This is a genomic window from Brevundimonas sp. UBA2416, from assembly GCF_002343105.1.
Lineage (GTDB): Bacteria > Pseudomonadota > Alphaproteobacteria > Caulobacterales > Caulobacteraceae > Brevundimonas.
Genome location: NZ_DDRM01000046.1, coordinates 120279 through 136434, shown reverse-complemented (window position 1 = coordinate 136434; position 16156 = coordinate 120279). Strand labels below are relative to the sequence as shown.

Annotated in this window: 18 protein-coding genes; 9 read left to right on the top strand and 9 right to left on the bottom strand. The window is 68.7% G+C overall.

Annotation, left to right across the window (positions count from 1 at the left end):
* Positions 1–280: 280 nt before the first annotated feature.
* The 3 genes from B3E43_RS15700 (at position 281) to B3E43_RS15690 (ending at position 3818) form a co-directional block, all read left to right on the top strand.
* The gene (locus B3E43_RS15700; RefSeq protein ID WP_292031178.1) at positions 281–1633 is read left to right on the top strand and encodes a glycosyltransferase; all 1353 of its coding nucleotides are present in this window, start codon (positions 281–283) and stop codon (positions 1631–1633) included.
* The gene (locus tag B3E43_RS15695; RefSeq protein WP_292031177.1) at positions 1630–2544 is read left to right on the top strand and encodes a hypothetical protein; all 915 of its coding nucleotides are present in this window, start codon (positions 1630–1632) and stop codon (positions 2542–2544) included. The genes B3E43_RS15700 and B3E43_RS15695 overlap by 4 nt, the downstream gene beginning before the upstream one ends.
* 116 nt (positions 2545–2660) lie before the next feature.
* Positions 2661–3818, top strand: a complete 1158-nt coding sequence (locus B3E43_RS15690) for an alpha-hydroxy acid oxidase (protein ID WP_292031175.1) — start codon at positions 2661–2663, stop codon at positions 3816–3818.
* A 3-nt stretch (positions 3819–3821) separates the two neighbouring features.
* Here B3E43_RS15690 and hemW read toward each other — a convergent pair whose 3' ends face one another.
* Together hemW and rdgB are read right to left on the bottom strand one after the other, a co-directional pair.
* Positions 3822–4982 (bottom strand): radical SAM family heme chaperone HemW, encoded by a 1161-nt coding sequence (gene hemW / locus B3E43_RS15685; RefSeq protein ID WP_292031173.1) that lies wholly within the window; start codon positions 4980–4982, stop codon positions 3822–3824.
* A 130-nt stretch (positions 4983–5112) separates the two neighbouring features.
* Complete coding sequence (rdgB, locus tag B3E43_RS15680; RefSeq protein WP_292031171.1) at positions 5113–5715, bottom strand: RdgB/HAM1 family non-canonical purine NTP pyrophosphatase; 603 nt, start codon at positions 5713–5715, stop codon at positions 5113–5115.
* 623 nt (positions 5716–6338) lie between these two features.
* Between rdgB and B3E43_RS15675 the strand changes: the two genes are divergently transcribed.
* From B3E43_RS15675 to B3E43_RS15665, 3 genes are read left to right on the top strand one after another with little or no spacing between them, the layout of a single operon-like run.
* Positions 6339–6845 (top strand): DUF2975 domain-containing protein, encoded by a 507-nt coding sequence (locus tag B3E43_RS15675; RefSeq protein ID WP_292031169.1) that lies wholly within the window; start codon positions 6339–6341, stop codon positions 6843–6845.
* 24 nt (positions 6846–6869) lie between these two features.
* A complete protein-coding gene (locus B3E43_RS15670; RefSeq protein ID WP_292031167.1) occupies positions 6870–7130 on the top strand; it encodes a helix-turn-helix domain-containing protein in 261 nt (86 codons plus the stop codon).
* Complete coding sequence (locus B3E43_RS15665; RefSeq protein WP_292031165.1) at positions 7127–7672, top strand: Smr/MutS family protein; 546 nt, start codon at positions 7127–7129, stop codon at positions 7670–7672. Before B3E43_RS15670 ends, B3E43_RS15665 begins: the two co-directional genes overlap by 4 nt.
* Positions 7673–7734: 62 nt before the next feature.
* Here B3E43_RS15665 and B3E43_RS15660 read toward each other — a convergent pair whose 3' ends face one another.
* Entirely contained in the window at positions 7735–8751 is a 1017-nt protein-coding gene (locus tag B3E43_RS15660) for an adenosine kinase (RefSeq protein WP_292031163.1), read from the bottom strand.
* 116 nt (positions 8752–8867) lie between these two features.
* Between B3E43_RS15660 and B3E43_RS15655 the strand changes: the two genes are divergently transcribed.
* Positions 8868–9743 (top strand): ATP-grasp domain-containing protein, encoded by an 876-nt coding sequence (locus B3E43_RS15655; RefSeq protein WP_292031162.1) that lies wholly within the window; start codon positions 8868–8870, stop codon positions 9741–9743.
* Here B3E43_RS15655 and B3E43_RS15650 read toward each other — a convergent pair.
* From B3E43_RS15650 to B3E43_RS15640, 3 genes are all read right to left on the bottom strand, one after another.
* Positions 9740–10132 (bottom strand): hypothetical protein, encoded by a 393-nt coding sequence (locus B3E43_RS15650; RefSeq protein WP_292031160.1) that lies wholly within the window; start codon positions 10130–10132, stop codon positions 9740–9742. The two genes, B3E43_RS15655 and B3E43_RS15650, sit on opposite strands and share 4 nt — an antisense overlap.
* Positions 10133–10229: 97 nt before the next feature.
* The gene (gene nth, locus B3E43_RS15645; protein WP_414631367.1) at positions 10230–10967 is read right to left on the bottom strand and encodes an endonuclease III; all 738 of its coding nucleotides are present in this window, start codon (positions 10965–10967) and stop codon (positions 10230–10232) included.
* Between the two features lie 40 nt (positions 10968–11007).
* The gene (locus B3E43_RS15640; protein WP_292031157.1) at positions 11008–11157 is read right to left on the bottom strand and encodes a hypothetical protein; all 150 of its coding nucleotides are present in this window, start codon (positions 11155–11157) and stop codon (positions 11008–11010) included.
* A gap of 136 nt (positions 11158–11293) precedes the next feature.
* Here B3E43_RS15640 and B3E43_RS15635 point away from each other — a divergent pair, with 136 nt between their 5' ends.
* Together B3E43_RS15635 and B3E43_RS15630 are read left to right on the top strand one after the other, a co-directional pair.
* Positions 11294–12049: a creatininase family protein gene (locus B3E43_RS15635; protein ID WP_292031155.1), complete on the top strand. Its 756-nt coding sequence runs from the start codon at positions 11294–11296 to the stop codon at positions 12047–12049.
* A gap of 20 nt (positions 12050–12069) precedes the next feature.
* On the top strand, positions 12070–12579 hold the full coding sequence (locus B3E43_RS15630; RefSeq protein WP_292031153.1) for a phasin family protein: 510 nt from the start codon (positions 12070–12072) through the stop codon (positions 12577–12579).
* Here B3E43_RS15630 and B3E43_RS15625 read toward each other — a convergent pair.
* From B3E43_RS15625 to B3E43_RS15615, 3 genes are all read right to left on the bottom strand, one after another.
* Positions 12572–14017 carry an AMP nucleosidase gene (locus B3E43_RS15625; protein WP_292031151.1) on the bottom strand — a complete coding sequence of 482 codons (1446 nt, stop codon included), beginning with the start codon at positions 14015–14017 and terminating at the stop codon, positions 12572–12574. The genes B3E43_RS15630 and B3E43_RS15625 overlap by 8 nt on opposite strands.
* A gap of 45 nt (positions 14018–14062) precedes the next feature.
* The gene (locus tag B3E43_RS15620; RefSeq protein ID WP_292031149.1) at positions 14063–15172 is read right to left on the bottom strand and encodes a hypothetical protein; all 1110 of its coding nucleotides are present in this window, start codon (positions 15170–15172) and stop codon (positions 14063–14065) included.
* A gap of 66 nt (positions 15173–15238) precedes the next feature.
* Entirely contained in the window at positions 15239–16096 is an 858-nt protein-coding gene (locus B3E43_RS15615) for an alpha/beta hydrolase (RefSeq protein WP_292031147.1), read from the bottom strand.
* Between the last annotated feature and the right edge of the window lie 60 nt (positions 16097–16156).

Here is a 16156-nt window from a genome sequence, read left to right as displayed (position 1 = left end):
CTAGCTAGGCCCAACTCGAGAATGTTTGGTTACCGTCCGGCCCCGCACATCGCCGGCCCCTGATCGAGCGACAGCGGGCTCAATGCCGGGGTCGATTCAAACTCTCGGACAACCTCAGCCCGGATCGAATCTCGCCGTAAAGCATTGGTAATCACTATAGACGGGGCTGTTTCAGCCGAACCGTGTATTTTGGTTCCGGCGTATCAGTAAGTTACAGCGTTCTTCAAGTCTTGTTTCCGCCAACCCTTGGCATGAGCACGACCTTGCTCGCCACTCAAGCGTGGCTATTACGCCCGCGTTGCATGAACGCCGGTTTCTATACATACCTGTCCATGCCAAATTCACGCTGGCCCTGTGTTTCGCCATCGCATGGGCGGCGCTGAGCATTGTTCTGTCGCTGCGCTGGCTCGCGGACCTCGCCGACATCGTGTCCTGGCCGATGGCCCTGATCATCATCGGCTTCATCGCCTATGTGCCCGGCTTCATGAACGCCTTCATGATTGGCACGATCATTCTGGATCGAAGGCCGCCGCACGCGCCGCCGGCGGTCTATCCGCCGGTGACCATACTGGTGGCCTGCTTCAACGAAGCGCTCAACATCGGGGACACGCTGAACAGTCTGGCCCGTCAGGACTATCCCGGACGGTTCGAGATCATCGTGCTGAATGACGGTTCGGACGACGACACCGCCCTTGTCGCGGCGCGGGCGGTCGGGCGGCACAAGGCCCGTTCGCGTGGCGCGTTCCGGCTGATGAATTTCGAGGTCAACGCCGGCAAGTCGACGGTGCTGAACCGGGGGCTGGCGTTCGCGACGCACGATCTGGTCGCCACCGTGGACGGCGACTGCTGGCTGCGGCCCGACGCGCTGCGCCGGATCGTCGAGCGGCTGCTGGCCGATCCGCCGGGCACCGAGGCGGTCGCCGGCGCCGTGCTGGTCCGCAACTCGCGCCGCAACATCCTGACCCGCGCCCAGGAGTGGGACTATTTCCACGGCATCGCCGCCGTCAAACGCATGCAGAGCATGTACCACGGCACCCTGGTCGCCCAGGGCGCCTTCTCGCTCTACACCCGGCGGGGCCTTGACGCGGTCGGGGGCTGGCCGCCCTGCGTCGGCGAGGACATCGTCGTCACCTGGGCCCTGCTGAAGGCGGGCTATCGCGTCGGCTATGCCGAGGACGCGCTCGTGTTCACCAATGTGCCGCACGAATTCAAACAGTTCGCCCGGCAGCGCCGCCGCTGGTCGCGCGGCCTGATCGAGGCGTTCAAGGCGCATTGGCCGCTGCTGTTCAAATGGCGGCTCTCCACCCTGTTCATCTGGTGGAACCTGTTCTTCCTGCCGCTGGACCTCGTCTACACCTTCGCCTTCATACCGGGGCTCATTCTGGCGCTGTTCGGCCTCTACTGGATCGCCGGGCCGTTGACGCTGCTGGTCCTGCCGCTGGCGGCCGTCTGGAACGGGTTCATCTATCGGGTGCAGCGGAAGATGTTCCGCGCCCAGGGGATGCGGGTCCGGGCCAATGCCGACGGCTTCCTCTTCTATGTCTTCGCCTACAGCCTGCTGATGCAACCGGTCTGCGTCGGCGGCTATTTCGCTGAATTGGCCGGCCTGAGAAAGAACTGGGGTACGAAATGAACCGCATCATCGCGATGATGCTGGCGGCGATCGCGCTTGCTCTCGCCCCTGCCGCCGCCGCCCAGGAAATCCCCTACTGGCAGGCCGTCGGCGCCGACCTGTTGGTCTCCACCGACGCGGACGGGGCGGAAACGGTGAAGGCCGGCGTGAGTGCCGACTGGCTCTATCGGGACCCCACCGACTATCAGGGCGTCCGGCTGGAGGCGGCGCGCTTCTCGCCGGCGACCGGTCCGGCCCTCGAGGAGCAGCGGCTCTACTACCGGTTCGCGCGACCCGGCGAGGACTGGTCGTGGAACGGCATGGTCGGGACCAATGGCGAGACCGTCCTCGGCTCGCTGAGCGTTCACAATGACGACCGCATCCGGCAGGAGTATTTCATCGAGCGGGACCGCCTCGAGACGGCGCAGGGGCTGGATCAGGACCTCTATTCCACCTTCGCCGGGGCGGCCTTCGACCTGCCGGTCGATGAGCGCAACACCCTGACGGCGCTGGTCGGGGTTCAGGATTTCGACGGCGAGAACATCCGCACCCACCTGCGGGCCCGCGCCATCCATGTGGTCAGGCCGGAGTGGGGCCTGAGCGTCCAGCTGCGGACCCGGTATTTCCACAACAGCGTCCCGGCCGAGGCCGACTATTTCTCACCCGAATGGTACGTCGAGGTTCTGCCGGTGGTGCAGATTCAGCGGTTCCACGGCGGCTGGCGCTATCAGGCGGCGGTGGGTCTGGGCGCCCAGCGTGAAGCCGGTTCCGACTGGCGGTCGGCGCGGCATTTCGAGGCCTCGGTCACCAGCCCGCCGATCAGCCGCGACTGGCATGTGAAGGCGACCGTCCTGCACAGCAGCGCCCCGGTCGCCTCGGGCCAGGGCTATGACTACAGCCAGGCGACGCTGTCGCTGACGCGGGCGTTCTAGGCGCACACCGACCCTCGACCCGGCAGAGGCTTTGGCTGTACCTATCGGGGCGTGAGCACCCGCCGACCCCTCGCATCCGACCTCCCCTCTTCGCCTGACGGCGGGAGCCCCGGCGCATGACGGCGGCGCGGCTGGCGAGGGCGCACGAGATTTCGGATCTGCGGACCATGGCCCGCCGCCGCCTTCCGCGGCCGATCTTCGACTATATGGACGGCGGGGCGGGCGCGGAGCTGTCGCTGGGGCGAAACGCCTCGGCCTTCGACGACTATGAGATCGTGCCCGACGTCCTCACCGATGTTTCGGCGATCCGGACCGGGACGACCCTGTTCGGCCAGGCGGCGGCCTGGCCGCTGCTGCTGTCGCCGACAGGGCTGACGCGGATGTTCCATGCGCAGGCCGAGCCGGCCGTGGCGCGGGCGGCGGCGCGGCACGGGCTGCCGTACAGCCTGTCGACCATGGGCACGACGCGGATCGAGGACCTGGCCTCTCCGGCCCCGCTGGTCTTCCAGATCTATATCTTCCGCGACCGGGGGCTGACGCGGGAGTTTGTCGCGCGATGCAAGGCGGCGGGCTGGCACGGCCTGATCCTGACCGTGGACACGCCGGTTGCGGGCAACCGGTTGAGGGACCGACGCAGCGGCCTTTCCCTGCCGCCGAAACTCACCCTGCGTTCGATGATGGAATTCGCCCTGCATCCGGGCTGGTCGCTGCCGGCGCTGACCGGATCGAAATTCGACTTCGCCAACGTCAGCCATCGCGTGGACGCCCTGGCGTCGGGATCCATGTCCCTGTTCGACTATATCGGCGGGCAGTTCGACCGGTCCCTGACCTGGCGGGACGTTGAATGGCTGGCCGCCGAATGGGGCGGGCCGCTGTCGATCAAGGGGCTGATGACGCCGGAGGACGCCAGGCGCGCCGTCGGTTCGGGCGCCAGCGGGGTGATGATCTCCAACCACGGCGGGCGGCAGCTGGACGGAGCCCCGGCGCCGGTCGACCAGATCGCCGCGGTGCGCGAGGCGCTCGGCGACGGGCCGGAGATCATCTGCGACGGCGGGGTGCGGTGCGGCTCGGACGTGGTCAAGGCGCTGGCGCTGGGGGCGACGGCCTGTTCGGTCGGCCGGCCGTATCTGTACGGTCTGGCGGCGGGCGGCGAGCGCGGCGTGGACCGGGCCCTGACCCTTCTGCACGAGGAGTTCGAGCGGACCCTGGCCCTGGCCGGCGTGCCGGATATCGCCGGCCTGTCGGCGCGGCATGTGCGGCGTCGCAGCCGCTGAGCGTCAGACCAGCAGGGCCTTCAGCACCCCGTCCAGTACAGGCCGGCCGGCCGCCGTGGCCCTGAGGCGGCCTGTTTCGGTTTCGAGGAAGCCATCTCCGATCAACCCGGCCAGCGGTTCGGCCTCAGCCGTCCGGCCCAGCACCGCCAGATCGATGAGCGCCACGCCCTCGACCGTGCGAAGGCCCAGCAACACCTTCTCCTCGGCCGCGTCCCGATCCGACTGCGCCGCCCGCTCGCTCCAGGGCGACCCCGCCGCGACTCCGGCGACATAGGCCCCGATACCCCTGTGCGCGACGGTCGCCGTCCGTGCGCCGGCCAGCGTCAGCCGCCCATGCGCCCCCGGCCCGACGCCCAGATAGTCGCCGCCGCGCCAGACGTGGAGATTGTGGGCCGACCGGGCTGCCTCGCCCCGCGCGTGGTTGGAGACCTCATAGGCGTCGAAGCCGGCGGCCTCGAGAACGGTCTGGGTGGCCTCATAGAGGGCGGCGGACAAGTCCTCATCCGGCGGGGCCCAGGCGCCGCGGGCGACGGCGCGGCCGAAGGCGGTCGTGGGCTCTATGGTCAGCTGATACGGTGAGACGTGTTCGAAGCCCATGTCGATGGCCCCGGTCAGTTCGGCGCGCCAGCCGGCGATGGTCTGGTCCGGCCTCGCGTAGATCAGGTCGATGGACAGGCGGGGAAAGGCGCGGGCGGCGACGGCGACGGCGCGGCGGGCCTCGTCCGCCGAATGGTTGCGGCCCAGGAAGGCCAGGGCCGCGTCGTCCAGCGCCTGCACCCCCATGGACAGGCGGTTGACCCCGGCCTCGCCCAGGGCCGCGAACCGGGCCGCCTCGGCGTCGGTGGGATTGGCCTCGAGCGTGATCTCGATCGGGCCTCGCGGCGGGAACAGGATCCGGGCGCGGTCGATGACGGCGGCCACGGCGTGGGGCGCCATCAGGGAGGGGGTGCCGCCGCCGAAGAAGATCGAGGCCAGCCGGCGCGGACCGGTCAGTTCGGCCTGCGCCTCCATGTCGGCAAGGATGGCGGCGACGAGACCGGCCTGTTCCTCGACCCGGCCCCGGTCCCGCACGACATTGAAGTCGCAATAGGGGCAGATGCGGGCGCAGTAGGGCCAGTGGACGTAGAGGGCGAGGTCGGTGGCGGGGTCTGGGACGGAGGGCATGGGGGCCGTCGGTGATTGGTGGTTAGTGGTTCGTGGCTGGCCAGCAGCTGTGCGACAGCGCGGGCGGCGCCGCCCTTCCGCTGGCAGAGATGCGGCAATCACTACCCACTAACCACTAATCACTCGCCACTCACTCCATCAAAGCCGCCTTCAGCTTCGCAAACGCTGCGGCCCGATGGCTGATGGAATCCTTCAGCGCCGGGTCAAGCTCGCCGAAGGTCTGGTCGCGGCCGTCAGGGATGAAGATGGGATCGTAGCCGAAGCCGCGGTCTCCGCGCGGGGGGAAGGTCAGCTGGCCGTCGACCCGCCCCTCGACCACCACGGCCGGTCCGTCGGGCCAGGCCACGGCGAGGGCCGAGGTGAACCAGGCGCGGCGGTCGGATGAGCCGGTCTCCTCCAGCCGCTCCTCGACGCGGCGCATGGCGAAGGCGAAATCCTTGTCGGGTCCGGCCCAGCGCGCGGAGAATATGCCCGGCGCCCCGTCCAGCGCCGCAACCGACAGGCCGGAGTCATCGGCGAGGGCGACCTCGCCCGAACGGTCGGCCGCATGGCGCGCTTTCAGCAGGGCGTTGCCGACAAATGTGCTCTCGGTCTCGTCCGGTTCGGGCAGATTCAGGCTGGCGGCGGTGACCACCGCGTAATGTCCGCCCAGAAGCGCATCGATCTCGACGGCCTTGCCGGGATTATGGGTCGCGACGACCAGCCGCATCCCCTTGATAAGCTTCAGTTTCATCCCGATCACGCGCTCCGAAACAATCCATTGCCAAAGTTTAATATCGTTAAACGATATGTAACGTGCCTTTTCTCAGAGCACGGCCTATCTATGTCTTCAAGGACGGACGCCGCGACGTTCCCCGATCGGGCCAATACCGGCAAGATCGATGCAGCGGAACAACATAACGAGGGTGAAAACATCCTCACTCAGGTCCAACGGAGAACGACTATGAACACCATGAGCGCTACCAACTTCATCGAGAAGGTCGGCCACGGCATCCTCAACGCCTTCCTGCTCGCCGCCCTGCCGACCGCCCTGGTCGCCACCCTGGTCCAGAGCTTCTGATTTCGTTCTGGCCACGCTTGGCCAGAACGGCGATCAGCCTGACAGTCCGGCCTCAAATAGCCCGAAGGGCGGCAGGCCACACGGAAAAGTCTCACAGGAGCTTTGACGATCGGCATGACAATCGCGATGAATAAGACCGCGTGTGGGTTCGCCGGACCCCGCGCGGCATCCTCGCCCCGCCGACCGGCCCCCTGATCCAGAAAGGTCGACCAATGCGCTTCCCGAAGTCGTCTTCGATCGGGATCCGCGTGCCTTTCGTCCGGACCCCGGCCCTTCCGGCCCTCGGTCCCGGATCCATGTCCAGCCTTCTCGGCGTCGCCCTCGGGGCCGCCTTCTGGATCCTGGCGCTGCTCACGCTCGGCGCCATCCTCATCTTTCTGTTCATCGCCTTCGTTCCGATGGGTCCGCTTGACCTGATCGCGACCTCGGAAGACGGCGGCACCAGCGTGCCCGTTCCGCGCGCCTATTTCCTGTTCGGGGTCGGCGCCTTCGCGGGCTATTTCGCCGGTTTCGCCCTGATCCTTCGCCACCTGCGCCGCATCGTCCACTCGCTGCGCATCGGCGACCCTTTCCAGCCCGCCAACGTCAGCCGGCTGAAACAGATCGGCCTGACCTTGGCCACGGTGACCGGGGGCGCCTGGATCGGCCAGACCCTGGTCTCGCGGCTGGTGCGCGGCGCCCTGGAGCCGCCCAGCCTGTTCGACCTGGTCACCCCCGCCTTTTCCGTGCTGGTCGTCTTCGTCCTGGCCGAAGTCTTCCGCGAAGGCGCCCGGCTGCGGCGCGAATCTGAACTGACGATCTGAGCGTGTTGAGTTAGAGCATCCCCCATGGCCATCCGCGTACAGCTTGACCGCATTCTCCTCGAACGGCGCATGTCGTTGACCGAACTGGCCGACCGCGTCGGCGTGACCCTGGCCAATCTGTCGATCCTCAAGACCGGCAAGGCGCGGGCGATCCGCTTCACCACCCTGGACGCGCTGTGCCGTGAACTGAACTGCCAGCCGGGCGACCTGCTGGTTCAGACGCCGGGGCCGCAGGACGTCGGCTCGGACGAGGATCCGGACGGGAACGCCCCCGGCACGACATGAGCCGCCGCGACGACCTGAGCCCCGACGACCGCCGCATCTGGGCCCGCGTCGCCGGATCGGTCACCCCCCGCAGGCCGAAGAAGGCGGCCCTGGTCACCCCGGGCGCCGCCGTGGTCGATCCCCCCGCCGCGCCCCTGCCCCGGGGGCCGGCGAAGCCACGCGCGGTCCCGACCCCGTATTCCCCCGTCGTTTCTGCGCCCGCCCGTCCCCGGGGCCATCCCGAGGAATTGGAACCGCGCCGCCAGCGGCGGCTGTCGCGCGAGCGGGATCCGATCGAGGCCAGGATCGACCTGCACGGCTATGGCCGCTTCCAGGCCCAGGACGCCCTCACGGCCTTCCTGATCGGAGCCCAGGCGCGCGGCTATCGCTCGGTGCTGGTCGTAACGGGACAGGGCCGGCGCGGCGGCACGGGCGTCATCCGCGCCTCGGTGCACGAATGGCTGCAGGGCCCGGCCCTGCGCGGGGTCGTGTCGGGGTTCGCCTCGGCTGCCCGCCATCATGGCGGGGACGGTGCGCTGTATGTGACGATCCGGAGGAACTGAGTGGTTAGTGGCTAGTGGTTGGTGGCTCCTGGCACCCACCACTAGCCACTAGCCACTAACCACTACTCCAGCGTCAGCCCCGCATCCTTCGCCAGCTTCTCCAGCGACGTCATCGGCCGCGGACCCCAGTGGGCGATGACTTCGGCGGCCGCCAACGACCCCAGCTTGCCGGCATCTTCCAGCGACAGGCCGCGGGCGAGGCCGAGCAGGAAGCCGGCGGCGTACTGGTCGCCGGCGCCGGTGGTGTCGACCACCTTGTCGACGGGGACGACGGCGATGGCGACGCGTTGATCGCCCGAGACGACCACCGAACCGGATTCTCCGCGGGTGATGGCGGCGACGTCAACCATTGACGCAAGCCGCGATGCGCCGGCGTCGAAGTCGTCCGTTTCGAACAGGGCGGCCAGTTCGCCCTCATTGGCCAGGACGATGTCGGCCGAGGCCTCGATGAAGGCCAGCAGTTCGGCGCGCCAGCGGGCGACGACGAAGGTGTCGGACAGGGTGATGGCGACCTTGCGGCCGGCGGCGTGGGCAGCGGCGGCGGCGGCCTCGAAGGCGACGCGGGCCGGGGCCGGATCGAACAGATAGCCTTCCAGATAGACGATGGCCGAGGCGCCGATCAGGTCCGCGTCGATGTCGGCGGCCTCAAGCTGGTTGGCGGCGCCGAGGAAGGTGCACATGGTGCGCTGGCCATCGGGCGTGACATTGATCATGCAGACGCCGGTGGCGAGGCCCATGGCGGCCCCGTCGTGCAGCGGCGGGGTCTCGAAATGGACGCCGACGGCGTGGATGTCATGGGTGAAGACGCCGCCCAGCATGTCGTCGGCCACCTTGCCGATATAGGCCGCACGGCCGCCGAAGCTGCCGACGCCGGCAACCGTATTGCCCGCCGACCCGCCCGAGGCCTCAACGCCCGCGGCCATGGCGGCGTAGAGGGCGGCGCTCTGTTGCGCATCGACCAGCTGCATCGAGCCGGCGGTCAGGCCCTGGGCCGTCAGGAAGGCGGGATCGCAGGGGGCGAGGACGTCGACGATGGCGTTGCCGACGGCGCAGACGTCGTAGGTGGGGGCTTGGGTCATGAGCGGGGGCCATAGCGGGCGCGCGGCGGAATGGCCAGTCGGGGGCCGGTTTTCCCTTATGGACGGACAAGCAGAGCCATGTTGCGGACCGGGCGGCTTTCTGGTCTGAGCCGCTCATGACCGAGATCGCCGTCCTGACCCCCGACGCCGCCGATTCCTCCTATGCCGGCCAGTGGCCCGGGGTGCTGGAGCGACTGGCCGAGGCCCTCGCGACGGCCGGGCTGACGGCGGTTCCGACGGCCTGGACGGACCACATCGAAGACGCTTCGGGCCTGACGCGGTTTCCGCTGGTCCTGCCGCTGATTGCGTGGGGCTATCACCGGGATCACGCCCTCTGGATGCAGGCCTGCGCGACCTGGGAAGCGGCGGGGGTGAAGATGTTGAACCCGCCGTCCGTGCTGGGCTGGAATTCGGACAAATCCTATCTGGGGCGGCTGGCGGAGCAGGGCGTGGCCATGCCCGACACGGTCTGGATCGACGGGCCGACACAGGCGGACGCCGACGCCGCCTTCGACCGGTTCGGGGCCGACCAGATCGTGGTCAAGCCGCGCGTCTCGGGCGGGGCCTACAAGACGCTGCGGCTGGCGCGGGGCGAGCCCATGGTCGGGGCGCCTGAGGGGCCGGCGATGATCCAGCCCTATCTGCCGAGCATCGAGAACGAGGGCGAAACCTCCCTGCTCTTCTTCGGCGGCCGGCTCAGCCACGTCGTCAACAAGCGGCCGGTTCCGGGCGAGTTCCGGGTCCAGGTCCAGTACGGCGGCGGCTATGTCGCCCTGCCGGAGCCGCCGGCGGGCGCGCTGGCGCTGGCGGAACAGACGCTGGCGGCGATCGGCGAGGACCTGCTCTACGCCCGCATCGACATGGCCCCGGACGCCGACGGCGGCTGGCTGTTGATGGAGGCCGAGCTGATCGAGCCGGACTTCTACCTGGGATCGGCGCCGGAGGGCGGGAGACGGTTTGCGGAGGCGGTGAGAGCGCGCCTCCCTGTCTAGTCGGCGGTGCCCGCGCCGGGCCCGATGTAGCGCATCCCGACTGCCGAGGTATCGGCCGAAAAACGCACCTGTACTCGCGCGACAGCATCGGACGACAGGTTGGTGATCCGCGCCGTCGTCTCGCGCGGGAAGACCGCGTTGAAACCCTCGCCCGGCGCCACGCGCGCAATCAGGGTCTCGCCCGAAGCGGTTACAGCCGCCACATCAACCGCAACCGGACCGGTATTGGTTCCGATCACTCGCAAGGGACGGCGCTGATCACCGCCCAGCAGAAAGCTCTGCGACGGCGGAATGCTGGTGTTGCTGGTCGAGTAAAACAACTGGGCCGGCGCAGCATAGGCGGCCGGGACCGCGGCGGCAGCCAGCGACAGACAAAGGGCGGCGGACAAGGCGACACGCATGATCAGGGCTCCTTGATTGGAGGTTGTTGTTCTGATTTACGCCGCAGCATCCCCCCCGGATGCGCCGTTTGGCGGCGACATGTGGTCAGCCTGCCCCCAACAACAGGCCGGACGGACACAGGTCGCTGATCACACACCCTCCGCATTTCGGCTTCCGCGCCGTACAGGTGTAGCGGCCGTGCAGGATCAGCCAGTGGTGGGCCTTGGGCAGCCAGTGCTCGGGCACGACGCGGAACAGCTGTGCCTCGACCTTGTCCGGCGTGGCGGCATTGGCGAGGCCGAGGCGGTGGGAGACGCGGAACACATGGGTGTCGACGGCGATGGCGGCCTCGATGCCCAGTTCGTTGAGCACCACGCTGGCGGTCTTGCGGCCGACGCCGGGCAGCGCCTGGAGGTCGGCGCGGTTCAGCGGCACCTCGCCGCCATGCTGTTCCAGCACGATCCGGCTCAGGGCGATGACGTTCTTCGCCTTGCCGCGATACAGGCCGATGGAGGCGATATAGGGGACCAGCCCCGCCTCCCCCAGTTCCAGCATCTTCGCGGGCGTGTCGGCGACGGCGAACAGTTTGTCCGTGGCCTTGTTGACCGAAACGTCGGTGGCCTGGGCCGAGAGGGCGACGGCGACCACCAGCGTATAGGGGCTTGAGAAGCTGAGCTCGGTCTTCGGCTCCGGCATGATCCGCGCCAGCCGCTCGAAGATCGCCTCGACCCGGTCATCGTCGGGCGGCCAGCCCAGCACGGGGACCATCGCCCCGGTCATGACGGCGGGGCGTTTGGGCGCGGCTTTCGGGCGGGCCCCGGGACGGACCTTGGTCGGCTTCATCCCGACCGGTTAGCAGACGCAGGTCCTTACCGGGAGGGCGTCAGGCCTCCCAGGACGTAGGAATGAACAGGGCCGCGGCGCCGATGATCATGCCCAGCAGACCGACGGCGAACGGCAGGCCGAACAGGATGGTGCAGCTCAGGATCATCAGACTGGCGGGCTGGGCGAAACGGGCGGCGAGGCGCTTCATGGTGTTCTCCGGTCAGCTTGGCCGTATGTGGAGACCCGCGCGGGGCTACGGTCAAGTACCGCTGGTATCTCCCCGTGACTGTTGGCCTGGGGCGCCAATCGGCCTAGACCGCGCAGATCGTCCCGGAGTCCCCGTCATGCTGATCCATCTGTCGTCCTGGCCCGAGATCGACGCCGCACTGAAAACCACGAAGACGGTGGTCGTGCCGATCGGCTCGAACGAGCAGCATGGCCCGACCGGCCTGCTGGGCACAGACTGGATGTGCCCCGAGATCATCGCCCACGCCGCCGAGAAGCAGGACGCAAGCCTCGTCGTCGCCCCGACCTTCAACATCGGCATGGCCCAGCACCACCTGGCCTTCGCCGGCACCATCAGCCTGCGCCCCTCGACCTTCATGGCCGCGATCACCGACTGGGTGTCGTCGCTGAGCCGGCACGGCTTCGAGCGGATCTATTTCCTCAACGGGCACGGCGGCAATGTCGCCACCATCGAGGCGACCTTTGCGGAAATCTACGCCGAGTGGAGTTTCGTCGAGGAGCAGCCGCCCTTCGTGCTGAAGCTGAAGAACTGGTGGGACCTGCCGGGGGTCAACAGCCTGTGCAACCGCATCTTCCCGACGGGCCACGGCATGCACGCCACCCCGTCCGAGATCGCCGTGACCCAGGCGGCCTATCCGGACCACATCAAGACGGCCGACTACAGCCCGCAGATCGCGCCGACAGGGCCGATCCGCGACGCCCTGGACTATCGCGCCCGCTTCCCGGACGGCCGGATCGGCTCGGACCCGGCCCAGGCCAGCCCGGAGCACGGACGGACCATCATCGAGGCCGCGGTTCCCGCCCTGCTCAAGGATGTCGCCGACTTCTCCAACGAGGTCTTGCCCGAGGTCTGAAACCGGCCCAAGGCTGCGGCATGACCGAGTTCGAAAAAGCCATCAAGACCGGCCGCCGCCTGACCCGCGACGGCGCGCGGGCGACCAGTACGGCCCTGTCCGGCGGCGAGATGATGAAGGCCGCGGGCGACGTCATCAACGCCCGGCTGGAGATCATGGCCGCCGGCATGGCCGATCCGCGCAAGATCGACCTGACGGAACTGTCGTTGATGAGCTCGGAGAAGGTCGAGGCGCTGTCGGCCTCCGCATCGGCCATGGCGAAGACCTTCGGGGATATCGGCGGGCGTCTGGGCTCGGGCGTCATGACCGAGGCGGAGCACGCCTCGAAGGCCGCGACCTCGATCGCTGCGGCCGCGACCCCCGCGGCGGCGATGCAGGCGCAGTACAGTTACGCCGTCGGCTGGTGGAGCCGGGCGGCGGCGCAGATGCTGACCCTGAACAGCGCCATGCTGAAGGGTCAGGCCGACGCCATGCGCCCGATCCACCGCACCGCCGTGGACAATGCGAAGCGGCTGAAAAAACCTACCTGAACGGCGGCTCGTCGAAGGCCCGCAGCTTGCGGGAGTGCAGGCGGGAGCCCTCGGCGCGCAGCAGGTCGATGGCGTGGATGCCGATCTGCAGATGCTCGGAGATCGACCCCTCATAGAAGCGGTTGGCCTGGCCCGGCAGTTTGATCTCGCCGTGCAGGGGCTTGTCCGAGACGCACAGCAGGGTGCCGTAAGGGACCCGGAAGCGGTAGCCCTGGGCCGCGATGGTGGCGGATTCCATGTCGATGGCCACGGCCCGGCTCTGGTTGAAGCGCAGGGCCGACTTCGAATAGCGCAGCTCCCAGTTCCGGTCGTCGGTGGTGACCACCGTTCCGGTGCGCAGGCGCCGTTTGACCTCCTCGCCCGGCGCGCCGGAGACGATCTTGGCCGCGTCATAGAGGGCGCGCTGGACCTCGGCGATGCTCGGGATGGGGATGTCCGGCGGCAGGACCGCGTCGAGCACATGGTCGTCGCGCAGATAGGCGTGGGCCAGGACGTAGTCGCCGATGCTCTGGCTGGGCCGCAGGCCGCCGCAGTGGCCGATCATCATCCAGGCGTGGGGACGGGTGACGGCCAGGTGGTCGCAGATGGTCTTGGCGTTGGACGGTCCGACGCCGATGTTGACCAGGGTGATGCCGTTCCAGCCCGGCGCCGTCAGGTGATAGGCCGGCATCTGGTGCTTCTTCCAGGCCGCGTCCATGGCCGCCGTCTCGGGGCTGGGCGTGTCGCGGGTGATCACAATGCCGCCGGCGCAGACCAGTTTTTCATAGGGGCTGTCCGGATCCTGCAACTGGGCGCAGGCCCAGCGCACGAACTCATCGACGTAGCGATTGTAGTTGGTGAACAGGATGTAGCTCTGGACGTCCTCGACCGGGGTGCCCGTGTAGTGGCGGAGTCGGGCCAGGGAGAAGTCGGTGCGCAGGCCGTCGAACTGGGCCAGCGGGAAGTCCTTGCCCAGATCGAACATGCCGTCGGAGATCTCGTCGCCGATATGGGCCAGGTCGGTGGTCGGGAAATAGCGGGCGACGGCGGCCGTCTGGCTGCGGTCCAGGGCCACGTCCGAGCCGTCCATCACATAGGGGAACGGAATCTCCTGCTGCGACGGTCCGACGTCGAAGGTCGCGCCATAGTCGGCCTGCAGCAGGCTGAGTTGCTCCGTCAGATAGGGGCGGAACAGGTCGGGGCGGGTGATGGTCGTTGAATAGACGCCGGTCCGCGACAAACGGGCGTAGGCGCGGGTTTCAAGGTTCTGGGGCCGGTCGCCGAACCAGCTGACCCGGAGTTCCGGATAGGCGAAGAGGCCCCTGGCCCGCGCATCGGGATCGGCGCGCTCGCCGGTCCGCAGGAAAGTCCCCACCGCGCTGCGCAGGTTCGAGACCGATTGATTGTAGAGGGTTTCGAGGCGGTCCAGGGCCGCCTGTGCTGTCATCGTTTCTGTCATGGCCTCGTCTAGCGGAAGAACGTGACCTTGGCGAGACGGTGGCGCTTACTCGCCCCCCGCCTCCGCGCGCGTGATCAGGGCCAACAGGCGCGGACTGTCGGCATGCCTGCGTTTCAGCACCGCAGCCTCGGCGTCGAGCGCGTCACAACTGAGCTCGGCGACGGCCGCGGCGATCTGTGCCCGGCGTTCCGCGTCATAGCCCTCCTCGCCCCCGAAATGGTCGCAGCCGAGTCGACGGCTCGCATAGTCGAAGACCGCCGTCGGCGTGCGGGCAGCGCCCTCCAGGACGGCGTCGCGGACCGTGATGTTGGAGAGCAGCAGACGGTCGCCCTCGATCTCGAACGACAGAATGGCCGTGCCGGCGGTGCCGCAGCAGTTGCCGTCGCCGTCCTGCCACAGCGGGGTGACCGCCATCATATTGGGCCAGTCGAAACGGACACCCTGCCAGACCTCAAGCCCCTCGGGCAGCCGCTCGGCGAGATCATCCCACCAGCTCCAGGTGTCGATCTGGGTCAGGCGACGGCTGTCGGGAAAGTCCCAGCGGAACAGAACGTCCGCATTCCCGCCCCCCGAGCCCGCATGGATGCCGGGCACGGCGATATAGGCGGCGCCGTCGAACTCCGGCCCGGTGAGCAGGACGGGGGCGTCGAAGCGCGCTGCGTCGAAACTCCAGGCGATCGGCGCTGTCGGCCCCATCCGCGCCGCGCCGGCGTCGCCGAAGAAGACGATGCCGCCGGAGATGCCGTCCTCGTCGGTGAACCCCTCCTGCAGCTGCCACTGCAGGCCGCCGTCCCGGAGCGCGAGATAGCCGCCCATGGGAGAGCTGCAGCCCTTCAGGCCGGTCGCCACGCACTCACGGCCCAGCAGCGGCGGCGTCGTGAAGACCATGGCGCCGAGGCGCTCGTCCCGCGCGGCCTGGATCGTCAGATCCTCGATCCGCGACTGGATGTCGTCCGCCGGATCCATGCCCTCGGGCAGTTCATCGTGGCTGGCGCGCCAGTCGGCCTGATCCCGCGCCAGGGACAGCGGCAGGGGCGTGGCCTCGCGCGCGCGGCGCAGGGCCTGCTCCAGGGTCGGCGTCTGGCTGACCACCGGGCCGGCCCCCGCCAGCGTCAGCGTCAGCGTCGCCAATGCGAGAACGGCCAGAGTGCGCATGCGTGATCTCCCCATGCCGCCACCCTGCCGTCGCGCGCGGGCGCGGCCTACTGACGCCTTCTGACGTCAGGCGAGTTCGCGCTGCAGGAAGGCCGTGGCGTCGTCCAGCACCGGCGCCTTCTTGCGGAACAGGGGCGAGAAGGTGGAGATCAGGTCGGCGTGATTGAGGCCCGGATAGAGTTTGAACTCGCAGCGGCCGCCGACCGCCCGCATCCGCTCGCACAGGATGGTGGTGTCCTCGGCGTGGACAATGACGTCCTCGGTTCCATGGCCCAGCCACAGCGGCGGCGCGTCGGCGCGGGCGAAGGTCACCGGCTGGGTCAGGGTCGGGTCAGCGACGCGCCCGAAGGCGTTGACCGAGGCCGGAACATCAAACGGCAGGAAGTCATAGGGGCCCGCCAGACCGACCGCCGCCCTGATCAGACCGGGCGCGCCGGCGGCGGCCATATAGCGTCGGTCGAGGGTGATCATCAGGGCCAGATGGGCCCCCGCCGACTGGCCGATCACGCCCAGCCGCGCCGGGTCGCCGCCGTACCGGCCGGCGATCTCGCCCACCCTGGCCGTCGCAAGGGCCGCGTCCTCGATGAAGGCGGGGAAATGCACCTGCGGGACCAGCCGGTAGTCCGGCAGGGCGACGACGAAGCCGCGCGCCGCCAGCGCCTGCGCCGCCCAGGCGTAGTGGGTCTTGTCCCCGCTGTCCCAGCCGCCGCCGTAGAACAGCACCAGCACCGGCCACGGCCGCTCCCGCTGCTCCATGGGGGCGAAGACGTCGAAGGTCTGGCGCGGGTCGTCGCCATAGGCGATGTCGCGGGCGGCGCGGCGCACGCCGCCGTCTCGCGGCCCGAAGGTGTTGAGCAGGGCCAGGGGCGAACAGGCCGCGGCAAGCAGTCCGAGCGCGGGGGCGAAAAGGCCTCTTCGGGTCATGCGGTCCTTGTGGGCGACAGGGCGACAGGCCCCAAGATACGCATGGAACCCGCTTTCGGC